This window comes from Pelomonas sp. KK5, from assembly GCF_001984095.1.
Lineage (GTDB): Bacteria > Pseudomonadota > Gammaproteobacteria > Burkholderiales > Burkholderiaceae_C > KK5.
In genome coordinates, this window is the sequence record NZ_LYVQ01000143.1 from 1 (window position 1) to 17202 (window position 17202).

A 17202-nucleotide genomic window follows, 5' to 3' on the forward strand; every position below is an offset into this window, starting at 1 on the left:
ATCAGTCCCCTTGCGATCTCGAACCCGCAGAGCATTGCGGCCTCATGTCGCTACGCCGAGATTTCAATGCAGGTAGGACGCCAAGTGATCCATGAAGAGGGGTTAAGAAGGCGGCTTATCCATAAGTCTGCGGATGTGAAGAACCATTCAGTCAGCTGCTGTACAGCAAGATCTAAGCTGGGCATCTATTTCTAAAGGGTCAGCGATGAGAAAATCGAAGAGAACGGCGGCCTTCAGTACCGTATACCTGGTGCTCTTGCTACTGCACGGATCAGCTGGCGCTGCACCGTTCGAGCAATCGTGGCTCGGTGGCATCGGTGCGCTTTGCGAGGGCATTGGCGTCGCCGGCGCCTTCCGAGTCAACGTCTCCGGCGAGGCCGTGAAGGGGAATGATGGTTCCTGGTCAGTGACAGCTCTGTCTGTCTACGCGACCTCGGCGACGTTCACGCAGAACTCAGGAGCCGTCACGGGCATGGCTTCGGTAAAGGTTGGCAGTTCCGAGACTAGCAAGGTCGTGCTCAGCCGGCCATCGGGGGCGGTGGTCGAGCCGGCGCGCAAGGCAGACGAAACGGATCGCATCTATCTCCCTCAAGGGAAGAAGGTTGCCGTCCCGAAAAATGGCGTGCTGCACCTGGCTGTGAGCGCCACAGCCAAGGCTGATTCGGGAACTTGTTCTCTTGGTGGCAGCGACGGAGACGTCACTCTGCCTTAGCCCGGGACCTGCGTGACAAGAGCGCAGGGCGCTAGGTTACGACGCGGTGTGTCGCTCTTGGTTTATGGAAAGACGCCACGCCAAGGATTGGCTTGGCGCCTCCTTGGCTGCGCAAGGATCGAGTTCAATGAAGGTCCCGAAATCCTCTGAGTGCCAGCTAAGCAGCGAACGTCATCACGGCGCTCGCGCAGGAAATCATCAGGCGCGATGTAAGCAGTCGGCGAACACAGGTTGACCGGAGCGCGGCGTTCGGACAGGCCGGCGGCGTCCAGCGGTAGGGCAACAATTCGCGGACGTCGCAGGCCCGTTGCATCAGAAATCGCTGCAGCAGATTCCCGAGGCGCAGGCCTACGACAGCTTCGAGGCAATGAACTCTTCGCCGGCTACTTCCGCAACGGGTCGCGAGCCGGTACCCGGACCCGGCCAACTCCAGACATCGGCGAGCGGCAGCTACAGGGTCGCTCACGTTGGCGGAGGGTGCCCTTGCTCTCTCCGCTCCAAAAGTCCTTGAATGCCAGCCTCCAGCACGTCAATGGCCAGGGGCTTGCCGAGATGCAGATCAAAGCCCGCGACTAACGATCTCTGCTCGTCTTCGACTCGTCCGAAACCACTGGCCGCAACGGCGACGGCGGAGGCCAGACCCGGCAGCTTCTTGAGCTGACCGAGCAGCGAGCCGACATCTGGGTCAGCACACCCTGCAGCCACGTTGGAACTTCTCCAGCAGCGGACCGGCCCGTGCCTGCCGCTGCTCGCGTCGTGCCTCGGGAGGGTGACCGCGGACGTCTGCTTCGACGGCATATAGCCCTGGATGTGACGCAGCGCCTGCGCGACCAGCCCGGTGACATCCCGGTGCTGTTCATACAGGCCCCACCACGGTCGTCGCGCGTGGGCCCAGCGTGCGGCCTCGACGATCCGACCGCTGTCGTAGAGCGCATTCCATCTCCCGAAGGCATCGGCCTGCAGGATGCCACGGAAGTCGCGCAGGTGGCGCTGCGGGTGCCCATCCTGGGCATGGAACTGTTGCCGTCTCGATGCTCGCCAGGTAGTGCCCGCAGGCATCGAACGACTTGACGTGCCTGCCGCACTCCAGTTGCAGCGTTCGGTTGCCCACGATCTCCGCAGCCTTCCGCAGTTGCCACCAGTAGTCGTGCGAGACCTTGCGTTCAGTGCCCATATCCTTGAGCAAGAGCATGGCCAAGCCTAGTTCATTGCGCTCGATGAAGGCCAGGACATTGCTGAAGGCCTGCGTGCCGGAGATTTCGGCTGCAGCAGACTCGAGAATGCCCATGACGAGTCGCTGCATGTGTGTGGGATCAGTCATGGGCATCCTTCCATCTCGGAGACCGGGGGGCTACCCGGCCTGCCATACGCGAAGCCGATCCCGCAAGTCCCGTCACCAATCGGCACGGGATCGCTCCCGCGGAGTCGCTCGAGGAGACGGTCAAGTCGGTGGAATTCGCATGCCATGGAGCAGGCGACGCAGCGTGCGCTCGACCTCCGGGTCTCGCTTCTCGACCACACGGCCGTTCTCAACGAAGTGGGCCAGCAACTTGAGCAGTCCCTCCGCGACAAAGGGCTTGGACACGAAGGCGTCGTAGTCCGCGAAGGTCTCCCGCACAACAGCCTCCTGCGTGCCGCTGACCATGATGAACGGGATGTCGCTGAGGTTCGGGCTTGCCCGCAGCGCCGTGCCGAGTTCTCCCCCGGTCATGTGCGGCATCATGAAGTCCGCGAGGATGGCCGCCGGTTTCTCGCCGGCCAGCAGTTCGAGCGCGGCCTTTCCGTTGGAGGCGGATGTCACGCGGTAGCCCTCGGATTCGAGCAACAACTGCATGACCTCGGCGTTGCCGTACTCGTCTTCGACCAACATCACAAGTTTCATCGCGGATGATCCTTCGACCGCCTAGGAGGCCGTGAGGCCTGAAGCGCCGAGTTCCAGCTGGAACCTGGCGCGCGTGACCCTGCATCCCCGGATCTTCTTGATGTTCAATTCGCGGGCGCCGTCGCTTTGCGCCGTCCGCGAGATCTCCAACACGTTGTCGAACCATGCCATCAGGCCATCTGCCGCCGCCTTGCCGGCCGCCGCCTGGAGCGCGGCCGGATCAAGTGTGAAAAGGGTCGTCACGCCGCGGGCCTTCAGCTCGCGCAGCAGCCGCCCGACGAAGCGATAGCCCCGTTCAGGAAAGGCCACCGTGTCCGCCAGGCCGGCCAGGCTGTCCATGACGAAGCGCTTCGATCCGGACTCTTCGACCAGGCGCAGCAGTTTGTGGCCGATCTCGTCCATGCCCTCGTCCTCCTGCGGTTCCCAGCGGATCTCCAACGCCCCATCGTCGATGGCCTCGGATATCGGGAGATTGAACTCCTGCCCGATGCGGACAAGATCCCGCGGCGAGTCGGCACAGGTCATCAGCAGACAAGGCTCGTCCGGCGAGGCCTGCGCCGCGAAGCTCAGGGCGAGCAAGGTCTTGCCGGCTCCGCTGTCGCCAACGATGACGGTACTGCTGCCCTGCGCCACGCCTCCGAGCAGGACGCTGCTGTCCAGGCCCTCGATGCCCAGTGCAAGCCGCCGATCCAGTTCGGTGTCCTGGGCCTTCCACTCCAGGCCCTCAAGGCGCGGGAAAAACTGCAGGCCCTGGTCGGTGATGCAGAACGTATGCTTGCCGCGTTCGACGGCGCTACCCCGGAACTTCCGGATCTGGATCCGCCGCTCGGTGCGCCACTGATACACGTAGTCTTCGAAGGCGAAAATGCCGTCGACCATCGTCTGTTCGGCGTTCAGCGCCCGATTGCCGCCGCTGGTCAACAGCAGACCCGTGCAGGACATCGCCGAGGCCACGCTTTGCAGGCCGTGCACGAATTGCCGGATCCCTTCGTTCGATCCGACTTCCTGGTTCTCGACCACCAGCCCGTCGATCACGAAGAGCGATGCCTGGTGGCGCGAGAGTTCGCCGCGGACCAGGTCAATGATGGCCTTGAGGCCGTGTTCCTCGAATTCGCGGTACGCGCTCACATAGAGCACCGAGGAATTGACGGCCTCCGGGCGAAAGAAGGTCTGGCCCTGCATGTGCTGCACTAGCCGCGAGTGCGATTCCGCCAGCAAGGTGATGTAGAGCGTCTTGGTACCGTCCTTGGCGAGGGCCTGGTACGCGATCTGGTTGGCCAGCGTCGTCTTGCCGACGCCGGGCGGACCTTCAAAGATGTACACACCGCCCTCGAAGAGGCCCCCATGCAGGATCTGGTCAAGACCTGGCACTGCAGTCGGCAGCCTCTTCATCGCAGTCACATGTTCTCCTGTCGGCATGGCGATTTGATCTTCTGTTGCGCCCCAGCGATCCGAACCTAAGCCCCGCCTGACGCGGGCCGCCGGTTCTGCGGAAATATAAGCTTGTCGAGCCAAACCCGTTTGCGACACGCTTGGCGTGGCGCAGATGCACGAATCAGCTCGGACAGGGCAGGTGTTGTGTCCCGCGGGAGGCCACGGCGGCGCTCATGACGTCGGCAGTCGTCGTCGCTTCCGGGCTGATCGGACCTTCTCGGCAATCGATGTGCCAGCCTCCACGCGCAGATGCCTCAGTCCACATGCATGCAGGAGAAGACCGTCGCCGCGGCGAAGCGCGTGGACAGCCAAGAGCCTGCGAGCTGCGCAAGCAGGCCTGCCAGGCCCGAGGCCAGCACGACCGGGATGACGCCTGCCTTGAAGCGGAACAGCGCGATCGCCGCGGCCAGTCCGATCAGCGCCGCACCCCAGTCGAAGGGGCCGCCCGGGCCCTGTGGCCACAGCACGTGCCAGGCGAAGAAGGCCGCCAGATTCACAATGACCCCGACCACGGCCGCCGTGATGCGGGTCAGCGGTGCCACGGTGCCCTGCCTGCCGAAGAACCTGACCAGCCCGATGCCGCATGGCCCACCAGGGCCGTCACCGCGGGCTTGATGCCATGAAACAGGCCGGCGACGGCGGGCACCTGGCCATGGGCCATGTAGACCCAGGACAGGCCGATCAGGATGAACAGCGAAGGCAGCACCAAGAGCGCGCCCGCATGATCGCAATCTGCCCGGCCGGCCCGCCGAATCAACAATCGCCGATCGACTTCCGGTTCGGCCGCCAGTCGCGCGCGAAGCACGGCCCGGACGAGCGCTTGAGACGCCGCATCGTTTCGCGGGCAGCAAGATAGGCCTGCAACTGCAGCGCCTCGAGATTGCGGGCCCGGTCTGCCTGGCCGCGATGCCCCGCAGTGCGGGATGTCTGTGCAGGGTCCATGATCGAACTCCTCGTTGTCTTGATGATGGCGCGCCGGGTGCCAGGGGCGACCCGGCGCGCGCGACCGCAAATGGCGATCTGGCGCTAGTCGAGTACCAGCCGGAATCCCATCTGCGCCCAGTTGGAGCTGCCCGCAATGCGGGCCTTCACGGCCCGCCAGTGCAGGGCCGGTTCGTGGACCAGCTGACGGCCGTCGAGGGCCTGCTCCAGCAGGCGCCGGGCCTGTTCCGGTCGCATCGCCGCCGAACCCGCCAGCCATGCACGCAAGACCTGAAGCTCCTCAGCGCAAAGCGACCCGGGCTGGAGCAAGGCGGGCAACTGCCTGCTTCTGGCAATCGCCCTCTCGCCCGCCGTCCTGCTCCAATGCCCGACTGCCGTCGCCGAGCGTGCGTGGCGCGAAGTGGTCGTGAGCTGGTCCATGTCAGTACTCCGCGTCGGCCGGCACCGGCGACCTGAACTCCTTCGGCTGCTCGGCCACCGTGGCATCGGTGGTCAGGATGAGTCCGGCGACGGAGACGGCGTTCTGCAGCGCTGAGCGGGTCACCTTGGTCGGATCGATGACGCCCATGGCCAGCAGATCCCCGTACTCGCTGGTGGCGGCGTTGTAGCCGTGGCTGCCCTCGCCGCGCAGTACACGCTCGATGACGACGGACGGCTCGTCGCCGGCATTCGCACTGATCGCCCGCAGCGGGGCTTCCAGTGCTCGCCGCACGATGCCGATGCCGGCATCCTGGTCGGCGTTTGCGCCCCGCAGCGCGTCCAGCGAGCGGCGAGCGCGCAGCAGCGCCACGCCGCCGCCCGGCACGATGCCTTCCTCGACGGCGGCGCGCGTGGCATGCAGCGCATCGTCGACGCGGTCCTTCTTCTCCTTCATCTCGACCTCGGTGGCCGCACCGACGCGGATGACGGCCACGCCGCCCGACAGCTTGGCCAGGCGCTCCTGCAGCTTCTCGCGGTCGTAGTCGGACGTGGCGTTCTCGATCTCGGCCTCGATGGTCTTGCGGCGCGCCTCGATCTGCTCGGGCTTGCCGGCGCCGTCGATGAGGGTCGTGGCCTCCTTGTGGATGTCGACCCGGCGCGCACGCCCGAGGTCCGCCAGCGTGGCCTTCTCGAGCTGCTTGCCGACTTCCTCGGCGATCACGGTCGCGCCAGTGAGCACGGCGATGTCCTGGAGCATGGCCTTGCGGCGGTCACCGAAGCCCGGCGCCTTCACCGCGGCCACCTTCAGGATGCCGCGCATGCTGTTGACCACCAGCGTGGCCAGCGCCTCGCCTTCGACATCCTCCGCCACGATCAGCAGCGGCCGGCCCGCCTTCGCGACCTCCTCGAGCACCGGCAGCAGCTCGCGGATGTTCGAAATCTTCCTGTCGCACAGCAGGATGGCCGGGTCGTCCAGCACGGCCACCTGTTTCTCGGGGTTGTTGATGAAGTAGGGCGACAGGTAGCCCCGGTCGAACTGCATGCCCTCGACGACGTCGAGCTCGCTCTCCAGGGACTTGCCGTCCTCGACCGTGATGACGCCGTGCTGCCCGACCTTCTCCATCGCCTGGGCGATCAGCTCGCCGATGGCGGCATCGGAGTTGGCCGACAGCGCGCCGACCTGCGCGATCTCCTTGCTGGTCGAGCAGGGCCTGGACAGCGTCTTCAGCTCCGCCACGACGGTCTCGCAGGCCTTGTCGATGCCGCGCTTGAGGTCCATCGGGTTCATGCCGGCCGCGACCAGCTTCATGCCTTCAATCACGACGGCCTGGGCCAGCACCGTGGCCGTCGTCGTGCCGTCGCCGGCGACATCGCCGGTCTTGGACGCGACCTGCTTGAGCATTTGGGCGCCCATGTTCTCGAGCTTGTCGCGCAGCTCGATCTCCTTGGCGACCGACACGCCGTCCTTGGTGACGACGGGCGCGCCGAAGCTGCGCTCCAGCACGACGTTGCGGCCTTTGGGACCGAGCGTGACCTTGACGGCCTCGGCCAGGATGTTGACGCCCTTCACGATGCGGGCACGGGCTTCGTCATGGAAATGGACTTCCTTGGCAGCCATGGTGTTCTCCTTGAATCTCCTTGAAGTTGAGGGATGGGTGCGATGAATGAATGAATGAACGAACGAACCGCTTCACGCGGCCTTGAGGGACGGGGCCGCGGCGCTGGCTTCGATCACGCCAAGCACGTCTTCCTCGCGCAGGACCAGCAGTTCCTGCTCGTCGAGCTTGACCGTCTGGCCCGCGTACTTGCCGAACAGCACCCGCTCGCCGGGCTTGAGCTGCAGCGGCCGCACCGAACCGTCCTGCAGCAGGCGGCCGGTGCCGACGGCAATGACCTCGCCCTGCTCGGGCTTCTCGGCCGCGGTGTCGGGGATCACGATGCCGGAGGCGGTCTGACGCAGCGGGTCGATGCGCTTGACAATGATCCGGTCGTAGAGGGGACGGATTTGCATCTTGGGTCTCCTTTCAGATGGCAGATGATTGACAAAAAATGGCGGAATCCGGGCGGGAGGTGGCGACACCCTCGCTCCCGATTCCGGCCGGTCAGTGATCTAGAGTCGGCGCGGAAGTTTTCAAGAGCTCGCGTTCACAGCAGGACGATGCGATCCATGCGGCCGAGCTGATAGCTGCTGCGCGAGACGCGCGTGCCCACGCCGGGCATGGGCGCCACCGGGCACGGCGGGAGGCGGCGCCCATCGGGCAACAGGCTGTCGTCCTGCCCTGCCCCACGCCACAGGCCATCGGCCACCGGCCTGAAGAGCCAGCGCACATAGCCGAGCCGGGCCGCGATGTCGCGCATCGACGCCCGGTCCGGCGCCTCGACGGCGACATGCGCGCCATCAGCCGGATCGAAGGGGTTGTCGCCGAAGGCCTGGCGGCAGGCCAGCGCTTCCCGTGCCGACGCGCCGACGACGTAGCAGCCCCGATGCTCTTCCCGCACCAGATTCCACGCGCCCAGCTGCCACGCGGCGTCGAGCATGTGCTCGTCGATCTGCGCCAGCTGGTTCCAGGGCAGGTTGATCTGCAGCACCGAGCTGGGCAGCGGCGCCTGCCGCCGTGGGCCGGCCACATCGGGTGGCGGCGCGCGCTGCCGCTCGTCGACTGCGAAGCCATGCCAATGAAGCAGCAGCAGCAAGGGCGAAGATCTGCGCGGGAGCGTGCTGAGCACGACGGCGGCCAGAGGCCTGCGCAAGACCCCCACCTGCTGCCGGATGATGTCGAAGATCATGGTCTAGCAGATGGAAACTCGTACAGACGGCGGAAATTTATGACAGATCCGCGCCAAAAATCAAGGGGGGCGGCCGGCCTGTCTTCGGCCTCGGCGGATCTGGTCGCCGATCAGCGTCAGCCAGCGCCTGCCGTCCTCTCGGGGCGGCGTCACGAGCCCTTTTTGCTGCAGGCTCATCTGGATCGCTTCGCTGACGACGCGCCCCCCGGGCGCCGGCGGAATGAAATACAGAGCTTCGCGCTCCTGCGCGGTCAATTCGATGTCGACTGGATTCATGGCCTGTCAGCACTTGCAGGTCTGTCCCTCGCGGCGCCAGCCCGTGGCGTGCGAAAGCAGTGCCCACGGTCGTGGGCACTGCTGGCGGCGGATGAGCAGACTCAGGCGCCGCGCACCTCGATGCGGCGATGCGGCACCGGCTCTTGCCGCGGCAGCTCGATGCGGAGCACGCCGGCCACGTAGCTGGCCTTCGCTCGATCGACGTCCACCGGCACCGGCAGCTGGATGTCGCGCCGGAAGGTGCCGTAGGCGCACTGCATCAAGGCATAGCTGCTGTTCGCCCGCACGGGGTCATAGCGCTTGCGGCCCAGCACGCTGAGCGTCTCCGGCGCGCCCATCTCGATCTGGAAGTCCTCCTGCGCCATGCCGGACGCCTCGATACGCACGACCAGCTTGTCGTGCGTGCCGTAGACGTCGACCGCCAGGAAGGCCCAGCGAGAGGGCGGCAGGCTGCCGTCCCTGACGTCAGCCGCGGCCGGCTTGTCGCCGCCGGCGTCGGAGGCGTTGGAGGCCTTGACGTCCTCGGCCCAGAAACGCGTCAATGCGCCACTGGCCCGCGCGCCCAGTTCCCGCCAGCCCTCCGTCACCGATTCCCAGGCCTGGCCGGCGCCATGCTTCAACTGTTCCGTCAGCTTGGTCATGGTTTCGGCCCTCCGGTCATCCGGCGTTGACGGCGATGCGCCGGGGCTGCGCGTGGGCCTGCTTGGGGATGCGCAGCGTCAGCACGCCGTCCTTCAGGTTGGCGTCGATCCTGGACGTGTCGAGTTCCCGGCTCAGCGTGAAGCTGCGGCGCCAGCGCGGCACGCGCAGTTCGGCGTAGATGGCCTCCAGGCCATTGGGCGTCTGCGGCTGGACCCGGCCCTCGATGAGGAGCGTGTCGCCCTCCACGTGCAATTCGAGCTGGTCGCGGGGGACGCCGGGCATGTCGGCCAGCAGCGTGATGCCGGTCTCGTCCTCGAAGACATCCACGGCCGGGGTCACCGCGCGTTCGTTGGCGGTGCCGTCCAGGGCCGTCTGTTGCTTGTTGCTCTGGGTGATCTCCTTGCTCATGATGGTGGCTCCTGGATGAAGGCGATTACTGGATGGCGATGCGCTTCGGTTGGGCGGCTTCGCGGCGCGCGATGCTGATCTGCAGCACGCCGTCGCGGTAGCTGGCCTTGACCTGGTCGGGATCGACGTCATCGGGCAGCGTGACGCTGCGGTCGAAGCGCCCGGTGGCGCGCTCCCGCGCGTAGAAGCGCCTGCGCTCGCCGTCGGCGGCCGGCTGCACGCGCTCGCCGGCCAGGCGCAGCACGCCGCGGTCCAGAGTGACCTCGATCTTGCTGGCGTCCAAGCCGGGCGCGAAGGCGTAGATCTCCACGCTTTGGGGCGTGCGCCCCACGTTGATCTGCGGCGCGGTGCCGCTGGCGACCGAGCGGATGCTGCTGGGCAACCCCGAGGTGCCGAAGATGTCGTCGAGCTCGCGCTGCAGGCGGTCGAATTGTCCGAACAGGCTGTTCGGATGGGTCAGCAATGAATGAAACATGGCTTGATCTCCGTTCAGTGGTGTTCACCGGCCGGGACATCCGGCCGGTCACACCCTAGTTAGGAGCGGGCCAAAGAGATTTCAAGAGTCGTTTTTTTCGAGGCGGCCTCCGGGTGGCGGAGCTGCGGTTCGCCCGGCATCAGCACCTCGCCATTCGGGCCCCATTCCACATGGGTAATGCCCGGCTCCAGCGCCTTGAGCCGGCGCCGTTCCAGTTCGTCCGCGCTGGGCACGGCACCGGGGCGGGCAGCGCGCGCTGGTCACCGGCGGCACACGCGGCGTCGGCGTCGGCGTCGTGCAAGTGCTTCGCGCAGCCGGCGTGGACGTCATCGCCACCGCGCGCACGCTGCCCGCGAATCCGCTCGACGGCGTCCGTTACCTCGCGGCCGATCTCTCAACCGCCGAGGGCGCTGCCGAGGTCGCGCACTCGGTCCTCCAGCATGGAGATGGCGTCGACATCCTCGTCAACGTGCTCGGCGGCTCCAGCGCCCCGGCCGGCGGCTTCGTGGCGCTGGACGACGCACAGTGGACGCGCGAGCTGCACCAGAACCTGATGCCGGCAGTCCGCCTCGACCGCGCGCTGCTGCCGGCCATGCTGGCGCGCGGCCGCGGAGTCATCGTCCATGTGAGCTCGATCCAGCGCCTGCTGCCGCTGCCGGAATCGACGATCGCCTACGCCGCGGCCAAGGCCGCGCTCACGACCTACAGCAAGGCGCTGTCCAAGGAAGTCACGCCGCGGGGCGTGCGCGTCGTCAGCGTCGCGCCGGGCTGGATCGAGACCGAAGCCGCCGTGGCCCTGGCGCAGCGGCTGGCCGAACAGGCGGGCACGGACTACGAAGGCGGCAAGCGCATCACCATGCAGTCGCTCGGCGGCATTCCGCTGGGCCGACCGGCCAGGCCCGAGGAAGTCGCCGACCTGATCGCCTTCCTGGCCTCCCCGCGCGCGGCCTCGATCACCGGCTCCGAACACCTGATCGACGGCGGCACCGTGCCGACGATCTAACGCCGGGCCGAGGCCGCCGCCGGCATCTTCATTTCCACGAAGAAGTCATAGAGCTGCTGCGCCGCCGGCGACAGCGTGCGGCCCTTGCGCCGGATCAGCCCGACCTGCCGCGTCACGGCGGGCTCGGTCAGCGGCACGCTGACGAGCAGCGGATGGTCCTTGCCCGGCATCGCCAGCGAGGGCACCGCGGCGATGCCCAGGCCCGCCTCGACCAGGCCCAGCATTGTCGTGACGTGCTCGGCCTCGTAGATGCTGTCCGGCCGGCCCGGCACGCCGGCCAGCGCCTGGTCGAGCAGCAGCCGGTTGCCGGATGATTTCGCGACGGTGATGTAGTCGTAGGCCGCGAGGTCCTTCCAGGTCACCGAACGCCGTTTCGCCAGCGGATGCTCGCGCCGGCAGGCCAGCACGAAGCGTTCTTCCAGCAGCGGATGGAACTCGATGTCCGCCTCCTGGCTGCCCATGAAATTGACGCCGAAATCCGCCTCGCTACGGGCTACGGCATTCAGCACGGCGTTGGCTCCGGCATCGAAGACCTTCAGCCGGATCTTCGGATTGTTCTCGCGGTAGCGGACGATCACGCGCGACAGGTAGTAGTACACCGTCGACGGGACGCAGGCGATCGTGACTTCGCCCAAGCGCGTGGCACCCAGGCCGCGGATGCCCAGCAGCGTCGTGTCGAGTTCGTCGAGCATCTGCTGCACCTTGCGCGCGAACTCTCGCCCGACCGCCGTCAGCGTCACGCGCCGGGTCGTGCGTTCCAGCAGCTTCACACCCAGCGCCTGTTCGAGCTTGTCGATGCGCCGGCTGAAGGCGGGCTGCGAGATGTGCACCGACTCCGCCGCGCGCCGGAAGTTGCCCTGCTCGGCGACGGCCCGGAAGGCCAGCAGGTCGTTCAAGTCGAAGTTGATCGCCATCGTGGAAACCCCTCGGTATTGATGCCGTATTGATGCGTTTCACGGATCAATCGATCATAACTAAGCAATTCCCCTGCATCAGTCATTGGCCGACGATTCGGTCATGGCTTCTTCTCCTTCCACGTTCTCTGCGCCCCTGCGCTCCCTGCCCTGCGTGCTGATGCGCGCCGGCACCTCCCGCGGCCCCTTCTTCCTGCGTGACTGGCTGCCGGCGGACGAGCGCCTGCGCGACCAGGCGCTGATCGGCGCCATCGGCGCGTCCGACCTGCTGCAGGTCGATGGCGTCGGCGGCGGCAATTCGCTGACCAGCAAGGTGGCCATCGTCTCGCGCTCGAATGAGCCCAGCTGCCAGCTCGACTACCTGTTCGCCCAGGTCGGCGTCGGTCAGAGCTCGGTGGACACGCGCCCGAACTGCGGGAACATGCTCAGCGGCGTCGTGCCCTTCGCGCTCGAGCAGGGCCTGGTCGATGCCGACGATGGCGAGACCACGGTGCGGGTGTTCAACGTCAACACGAAGTCGCGCATCGACGTGACGGTGCTGACCCCGAACCGCCGCATCCGCTACGACGGGCTCACCAGCATCGACGGCGTCGCCGGCACCGCCGCGCCGATCCGCCTCAACTTCCTGGACGCCTGGGGCGCGATCACCGGCAAGCTGTTTCCCACGGGCCGGCGCGTCGACGAACTGCACGGCGTCCGGCTGACCTGCATCGACGCGGCGATGCCGCTGATGATCGTCCAGGCCGCCGAGCTGGGCCTGGCCGGCACGGAGTCGCCGGCGGAACTGGACGCGAACCTGCCACTGCTCGAGAAGCTCGAAAGCCTGCGCCGCGCCGCCGGCGAGCTGATGGGCCTGGGCGACGTCTCCACCAGCGTCGTGCCCAAGCCGGTCATCGTCAGCGCGGGCGAGGATGCATCGAGCATCCGCTCGCGCTACTTCACGCCGAAGCGCTGCCATGCCTCGCACGCGGTGACCGGCGCGATCGGCGTGGCCACCGCCTTCGCGCTGCCCGGCACGGTTGCTTCGTCCGAGCTGCCGATCCGCGGCGTGCGCAAGCTCACCGTGCTGCATCCGCAGGGCCGCATCGAGGTCGAGGTGAAGGTCGACGGCGAGGGCGAGGCCGCCACGATCGAACGCGCCGCGCTGGTCCGCACCGCACGCAAGATCTTCCAGGGCGAGCTGCACCTGCCGGACTACGTGTTCTCCCAGCCGGCGGACACCGCCGAGTTCCCGAGCAAGCCGATCACGCTGGTCGTTCCCACCTCGCAGGGCGGCGGCAACGATGCGATGGCCCGCGCCATCGCCGAGCAGCTCGGCACGCTGCTGGGCCAGCAGGTGGTCGTCGACAACCGCGCCGGCGCGAACGGCACGATCGCGAGCGACTACGTGGCCACGGCCGCGCCGGACGGCCACACGCTGATCCTCGGCTACATCGGCACCCACGGCATGAACCCGGCGCTGCAGGCGTTGGGCTACGACCCGGTGTCGGACTTCGCGCCGGTCGGCCGCATCGGCTACTCGCCGACGCTGCTGGTCGCCAACGCGGCGACCGGCCCGGCATCGGTCAAGGCGCTGGCGATGGGCGCGCGGACCTGGCGCTACGCCTCCGCCGGCACCGGCACGGCCCCGCATTTCGCCGCCGAGCTGTTCCGGCTGAACGCCGGCGTGAAGCTGCAGGGCGTGGCCTACCGCGGCTCGGCGCCGGCCGTCGCCGACGTGCTGGAAGACCGCTGCCAGCTGATGTTCCCCAGCCTGTTCACCGCCCTGCCCCACGTCCAGGCCGGGCGCCTGAAGGCGCTGGCCGTCGCCGGACCGGAGCGCCTCGATGCGCTGCCCGAGGTGCCGACGCTGAAGGAGCTGGGCATCGCCGGCGTCGAGGTGCTGCAGTGGTACGGCGTCTTCGCGCCGGCCCGGACGCCGCCCGACATCGTCGCCCGTCTCAACGCCGCGCTCAACGCCGTGCTGGCCGATCCCGCGATCGCTCGCCGGCTGCAGGCGCACGGGACGCAGATCGCCGCCAGCTCGCCGGAGGAATTCGGCGCGCTCGTCAAGGCGGAACTGGGCAAGTGGAAGCAGGTGGTGCAGCAGGCACGGCTCACCGCGGACTGATTTTTCAAGCAAACCAACGGAGACAAGAGATGAAGCGAGATGGCAAACGATTCGGGGCAGCGGTGCTGCTCGCCCTCGGCGCAGCCGCGCAGGCGCAGACCAGCAGCGTCACGCTGTCCGGCGTGGCGGATGCCGCCGGGCGCTATGTGTCCAACGAGGGCCGCGGCTCGGTCAAGTCGCTGGTCAGCGGCTCGAACTCGACCAGCAAGCTGATCGTTCGCGGTGTTGAGGACCTGGGCGGCGGGCTGTCGGCCGGCTTCCACCTCGAGCATGGCCTGCAGCTGGACAGCGGCACCCAGGTCGTCGCCACGCAGTTCTGGGACCGCCGGGCCACGGTGATGCTGGCCAGCAAGACGCTGGGCGAGATCCGGCTCGGCCGCGACTACGTGCTGAACTACATCAACTGGAACCGCTACGACCCCTTCGCCTATGTCGGCGCCGGCGGCTCGAACAACTTCATCACGACGACGCCGACCGGCCCGGTCAAGTCGGCCTTCGGCACCGGCCTGGCCACGACCGTGCGCAGCAGCGACGCGGTCGAGTACCTGCTGCCGGCGGGTCTCGGCGGGCTCGAAGGCGGCGTGATGCTGTCGGCCGGCGAAGGCGGTACCACCGTCAGCGGGCAGAACAAGTACACCGGCCTGCGCCTGGGCTACACGCACGGCGACTTCAACATCTCCGCAACCGCCTCTCGCACCGAGAACAACCTGACGGCCGCATCGGGCGGCCATGCGTTCACCGACCGCGTCATCGCCGGCAGCTACGACTTCCACCTCGTGCAGGTCTCGCTGGCGCTGCGCCAGTTCAAGCAGATGAACGCCAAGCAGACCAACACGCTGCTGGGCCTGTGGGTACCGCTGGGCCAGGGCACGGTGAAGCTGTCCTGGAACCGCACCAATCTCGCGGGCAAGGTCGGCGCCACGTCCATCGACTCCAACGATGCGCAGCAGTTCGCCCTGGGCTATGTCTACGACCTGTCCAAGCGCAGCGCGCTCTACACGACGGCCTCCTTCATCGACAACAAGGGTGCCGCCACCTTCGTCGTGCCCGGCGGCGCGGCCGGACTCGCTGGCGGCGGCTCGTCCAGGGGCTTCGAAGTCGGCATGCGCCACAACTTCTGATCGGACGACACGATGGACAACTTGACCGACTGGATCGGCCGCAGCGAGACGCTGCAGGACCGCATCGCCCCGACGCCGATCACCGCGCTGCGCGCCACGCTGGACCACCCGGCGGCGGCCATCGAGGCCGGCAGCCTGCTGCCGCCGCTGTGGCACTGGCTGTACTTCCTGCCGATGCACCGGCAATCCGAGATCGGCGCCGACGGGCATGCGAAGCGCGGCGGCTTCCTGCCCCCGGTGCCGCTGCCCCGGCGCATGTGGGCCGGCAGCCAGTTCGAGTTCCACGCGCCGGTGCGCGTCGGCGACCGCGTCTCGCGCACCTCGACGATCGCGGACGTGAAGAGCAAGACCGGGCGCACCGGCACGCTGGTCTTCGTCAAGGTGCGGCACGAGCTGCGCTGCAACGATGACACCCGACCGGCCCTCACCGAGCACCACGACATCGTCTACCGCGAGGCGCAGCGTGCCGACGATGTGGCCCCGCCCCCGCAGGCGGCCGCCACGGGTGCTGTCTGGCAGCGCCAGATCGTGCCCGACGACGTGCTGCTGTTCCGCTACTCGGCGCTGACCTTCAACGGCCACCGCATCCACTACGACCGCAAGTACGTCACCGAGGTCGAGGGCTATCCGGGCCTGATCGTCCACGGCCCGCTGATCGCCACCCTGCTGATGGACCTGCTGCGCCACAACCTTCCGGATGCGGACGTGGCCAGCTTCCAGTTCAAGGCCGTGCGGCCGACCTTCGACCTGCATCCGTTCCGGGTCAACGGCCAGCCTTCCCTGAGTGACGGAAGCGGCAAGACCGTCCGCCTCTGGGCGCAGGACCACGAAGGCTGGCTGACGATGGACGCCACGGCAACCCTTCGCTAGGACTCGAAACATGCAGCCCCTCAAAGGATTGACCGTCGTCACGCTGGAGCACGCGATCGCGGCTCCGTTCGCCACCCGCCAGCTCGCCGACCTCGGCGCGCGGGTCATCAAGATCGAACGCCCCGGCAGCGGCGACTTCGCCCGCGGCTACGACAGCCGGGTCAAGGGCCTGGCCTCGCACTTCGTCTGGACCAACCGCTCCAAGGAAAGCCTGACGCTCGACGTCAAGCATCCCGAGGCGGCCAAGCTGCTGGAGCGCATCGTCATCGAGAAGGCCGACGTGGTGATGCAGAACCTCGCCCCCGGCGCGGCGGCCCGGCTGGGCCTCGGCTACGAACGGCTCTCGGCGCTGAAGCCCGGCATCATCGTCTGCGACATCTCCGGCTACGGCAGCGACGGCCCCTACCGCGACAAGAAGGCCTACGACCTGCTGATCCAGAGCGAGGCCGGCTTCGTTTCGGTCACCGGCACGCCGGACGAACCCAGCAAGGCGGGGCCGTCGATCGCCGACATCGCGGCGGGCATGTACGCCTACACCAATGTGCTCGCCGCGCTGCTGCAACGCGGCCAGACCGGCCGCGGCCAGCACATCGACATCTCGATGCTGGAAGCGCTGACCGAGTGGACCAGCTACCCGCTGTACTACGCCTTCGACGGCGCGCCGCCGCCGCCACGCACGGGCGCCAGCCACGCGACGATCTACCCCTACGGGCCCTTCCCGGCCGGCGACGGCGGCACGGTGATGATGGGGCTGCAGAACGAGCGCGAGTGGGTGAACTTCTGCGAGAAGGTGCTGCAGCAGCCCGCGCTGGCGCAGGACCCGCGCTTCGCCGGCAACGCGAAGCGGGTCGCCGAGCGCGAGGCGCTGCGCGCGCTGATCGTCGAGGCGTTCAAGCCGCTGACGTCGGCCCAGGTGGTGGAACGGCTGGACCTGGCCCAGATCGCGAATGCGCGGGTCAACTCGATGGCCGAGGTCTGGGCGCATCCGCAACTGCAGGCGCGCGGGCGCTGGCGCGAGGTCGGCACCTCGGCCGGGCCGGTGCCGGCGCTGCTGCCGCCGGGCTCCTGGGACGTCTCGGACGAAGGGCCGCGGATGGACCCGGTGCCGGCGCTGGGCGAGCACACCGATGCGATCCTGGCCGAGCTGGGCCTCGACGCCTCGGCGATCCGCGACCTCCACGCGCTCGGAGCCGTCTGACATGGACC

General features: G+C 67.7%; 21 protein-coding genes and 1 pseudogene. 6 read left to right on the top strand and 16 right to left on the bottom strand.

Features of this window, described 5'->3' with window-relative positions; all coding sequences use genetic code 11:
* Positions 1 to 205: 205 nt before the first annotated feature.
* Positions 206 to 712: a hypothetical protein gene (locus tag B0W88_RS33100; protein WP_144006866.1), complete on the top strand. Its 507-nt coding sequence runs from the start codon at positions 206 to 208 to the stop codon at positions 710 to 712.
* A 462-nt stretch (positions 713 to 1174) separates the two neighbouring features.
* Here the strand turns inward: B0W88_RS33100 and B0W88_RS20635 are convergent, their stop codons facing one another.
* The 15 genes and pseudogenes from B0W88_RS20635 to B0W88_RS33740 form a co-directional block, all read right to left on the bottom strand.
* The gene (locus tag B0W88_RS20635) at positions 1175 to 1771 is read right to left on the bottom strand and encodes a transposase (protein WP_077036516.1); all 597 of its coding nucleotides are present in this window, start codon (positions 1769 to 1771) and stop codon (positions 1175 to 1177) included.
* A 382-nt stretch (positions 1772 to 2153) separates the two neighbouring features.
* Positions 2154 to 2594 (bottom strand): response regulator, encoded by a 441-nt coding sequence (locus B0W88_RS20640; protein ID WP_077036517.1) that lies wholly within the window; start codon positions 2592 to 2594, stop codon positions 2154 to 2156.
* Between the two features lie 21 nt (positions 2595 to 2615).
* The gene (locus B0W88_RS20645; RefSeq protein WP_077036518.1) at positions 2616 to 3986 is read right to left on the bottom strand and encodes an ATPase domain-containing protein; all 1371 of its coding nucleotides are present in this window, start codon (positions 3984 to 3986) and stop codon (positions 2616 to 2618) included.
* Positions 3987 to 4282: 296 nt separating this feature from the next.
* Positions 4283 to 4567: pseudogene (locus B0W88_RS20650) on the bottom strand (hypothetical protein); the annotation flags it as partial.
* Entirely contained in the window at positions 4558 to 4833 is a 276-nt protein-coding gene (locus B0W88_RS35330) for a chromate transporter (protein ID WP_369973914.1), read from the bottom strand. The gene B0W88_RS35330 and the pseudogene B0W88_RS20650, both read right to left, overlap by 10 nt.
* On the bottom strand, positions 4782 to 4970 hold the full coding sequence (locus tag B0W88_RS33735; RefSeq protein ID WP_158080898.1) for a hypothetical protein: 189 nt from the start codon (positions 4968 to 4970) through the stop codon (positions 4782 to 4784). The genes B0W88_RS35330 and B0W88_RS33735 overlap by 52 nt, the downstream gene beginning before the upstream one ends.
* 84 nt (positions 4971 to 5054) lie before the next feature.
* On the bottom strand, positions 5055 to 5390 hold the full coding sequence (locus B0W88_RS20660) for a hypothetical protein (protein WP_077036520.1): 336 nt from the start codon (positions 5388 to 5390) through the stop codon (positions 5055 to 5057).
* 1 nt (position 5391) lies between these two features.
* Entirely contained in the window at positions 5392 to 7008 is a 1617-nt protein-coding gene (gene groL / locus B0W88_RS20665) for a chaperonin GroEL (RefSeq protein WP_077036521.1), read from the bottom strand.
* Between the two features lie 72 nt (positions 7009 to 7080).
* Positions 7081 to 7401: a co-chaperone GroES gene (gene groES / locus B0W88_RS20670; RefSeq protein ID WP_077036522.1), complete on the bottom strand. Its 321-nt coding sequence runs from the start codon at positions 7399 to 7401 to the stop codon at positions 7081 to 7083.
* 134 nt (positions 7402 to 7535) lie between these two features.
* Positions 7536 to 8177, bottom strand: coding sequence for a hypothetical protein (locus B0W88_RS20675; RefSeq protein WP_077036523.1), 642 nt, complete (start codon positions 8175 to 8177; stop codon positions 7536 to 7538).
* Positions 8178 to 8237: 60 nt separating this feature from the next.
* On the bottom strand, positions 8238 to 8453 hold the full coding sequence (locus tag B0W88_RS20680; protein ID WP_077036524.1) for a hypothetical protein: 216 nt from the start codon (positions 8451 to 8453) through the stop codon (positions 8238 to 8240).
* 101 nt (positions 8454 to 8554) lie between these two features.
* Positions 8555 to 9094 carry an Hsp20/alpha crystallin family protein gene (locus B0W88_RS20685; protein WP_077036525.1) on the bottom strand — a complete coding sequence of 180 codons (540 nt, stop codon included), beginning with the start codon at positions 9092 to 9094 and terminating at the stop codon, positions 8555 to 8557.
* Positions 9095 to 9110: 16 nt separating this feature from the next.
* Complete coding sequence (locus B0W88_RS20690; RefSeq protein WP_083748939.1) at positions 9111 to 9503, bottom strand: Hsp20/alpha crystallin family protein; 393 nt, start codon at positions 9501 to 9503, stop codon at positions 9111 to 9113.
* A gap of 25 nt (positions 9504 to 9528) precedes the next feature.
* Positions 9529 to 9978 (bottom strand): Hsp20/alpha crystallin family protein, encoded by a 450-nt coding sequence (locus B0W88_RS20695; RefSeq protein ID WP_077036526.1) that lies wholly within the window; start codon positions 9976 to 9978, stop codon positions 9529 to 9531.
* A gap of 59 nt (positions 9979 to 10037) precedes the next feature.
* The gene (locus tag B0W88_RS33740) at positions 10038 to 10211 is read right to left on the bottom strand and encodes a hypothetical protein (protein WP_158080899.1); all 174 of its coding nucleotides are present in this window, start codon (positions 10209 to 10211) and stop codon (positions 10038 to 10040) included.
* Between the two features lie 23 nt (positions 10212 to 10234).
* Here B0W88_RS33740 and B0W88_RS20700 point away from each other — a divergent pair, with 23 nt between their 5' ends.
* Positions 10235 to 10981: an SDR family oxidoreductase gene (locus tag B0W88_RS20700; RefSeq protein WP_077036527.1), complete on the top strand. Its 747-nt coding sequence runs from the start codon at positions 10235 to 10237 to the stop codon at positions 10979 to 10981.
* On the opposite strand, the gene B0W88_RS20705 is transcribed toward B0W88_RS20700, so the two are convergent.
* Positions 10978 to 11895 carry a LysR family transcriptional regulator gene (locus tag B0W88_RS20705; RefSeq protein WP_077036528.1) on the bottom strand — a complete coding sequence of 306 codons (918 nt, stop codon included), beginning with the start codon at positions 11893 to 11895 and terminating at the stop codon, positions 10978 to 10980. The genes B0W88_RS20700 and B0W88_RS20705 overlap by 4 nt on opposite strands.
* Positions 11896 to 11998: 103 nt before the next feature.
* On the opposite strand from B0W88_RS20705, the gene B0W88_RS20710 reads away from it, so the two are divergent.
* Genes B0W88_RS20710 through B0W88_RS20725 form a run of 4 tightly spaced genes read left to right on the top strand, consistent with a single transcriptional unit; the run spans position 11999 to position 17194 of the window.
* The gene (locus B0W88_RS20710) at positions 11999 to 14005 is read left to right on the top strand and encodes a 4-oxalomesaconate tautomerase (RefSeq protein ID WP_077036533.1); all 2007 of its coding nucleotides are present in this window, start codon (positions 11999 to 12001) and stop codon (positions 14003 to 14005) included.
* A 29-nt stretch (positions 14006 to 14034) separates the two neighbouring features.
* Entirely contained in the window at positions 14035 to 15126 is a 1092-nt protein-coding gene (locus B0W88_RS20715) for a porin (protein WP_077036529.1), read from the top strand.
* 12 nt (positions 15127 to 15138) lie between these two features.
* On the top strand, positions 15139 to 15996 hold the full coding sequence (locus tag B0W88_RS20720; RefSeq protein ID WP_077036530.1) for a MaoC family dehydratase N-terminal domain-containing protein: 858 nt from the start codon (positions 15139 to 15141) through the stop codon (positions 15994 to 15996).
* A 10-nt stretch (positions 15997 to 16006) separates the two neighbouring features.
* Complete coding sequence (locus B0W88_RS20725; protein WP_077036531.1) at positions 16007 to 17194, top strand: CaiB/BaiF CoA-transferase family protein; 1188 nt, start codon at positions 16007 to 16009, stop codon at positions 17192 to 17194.
* The last annotated feature ends 8 nt before the right edge of the window (positions 17195 to 17202 follow it).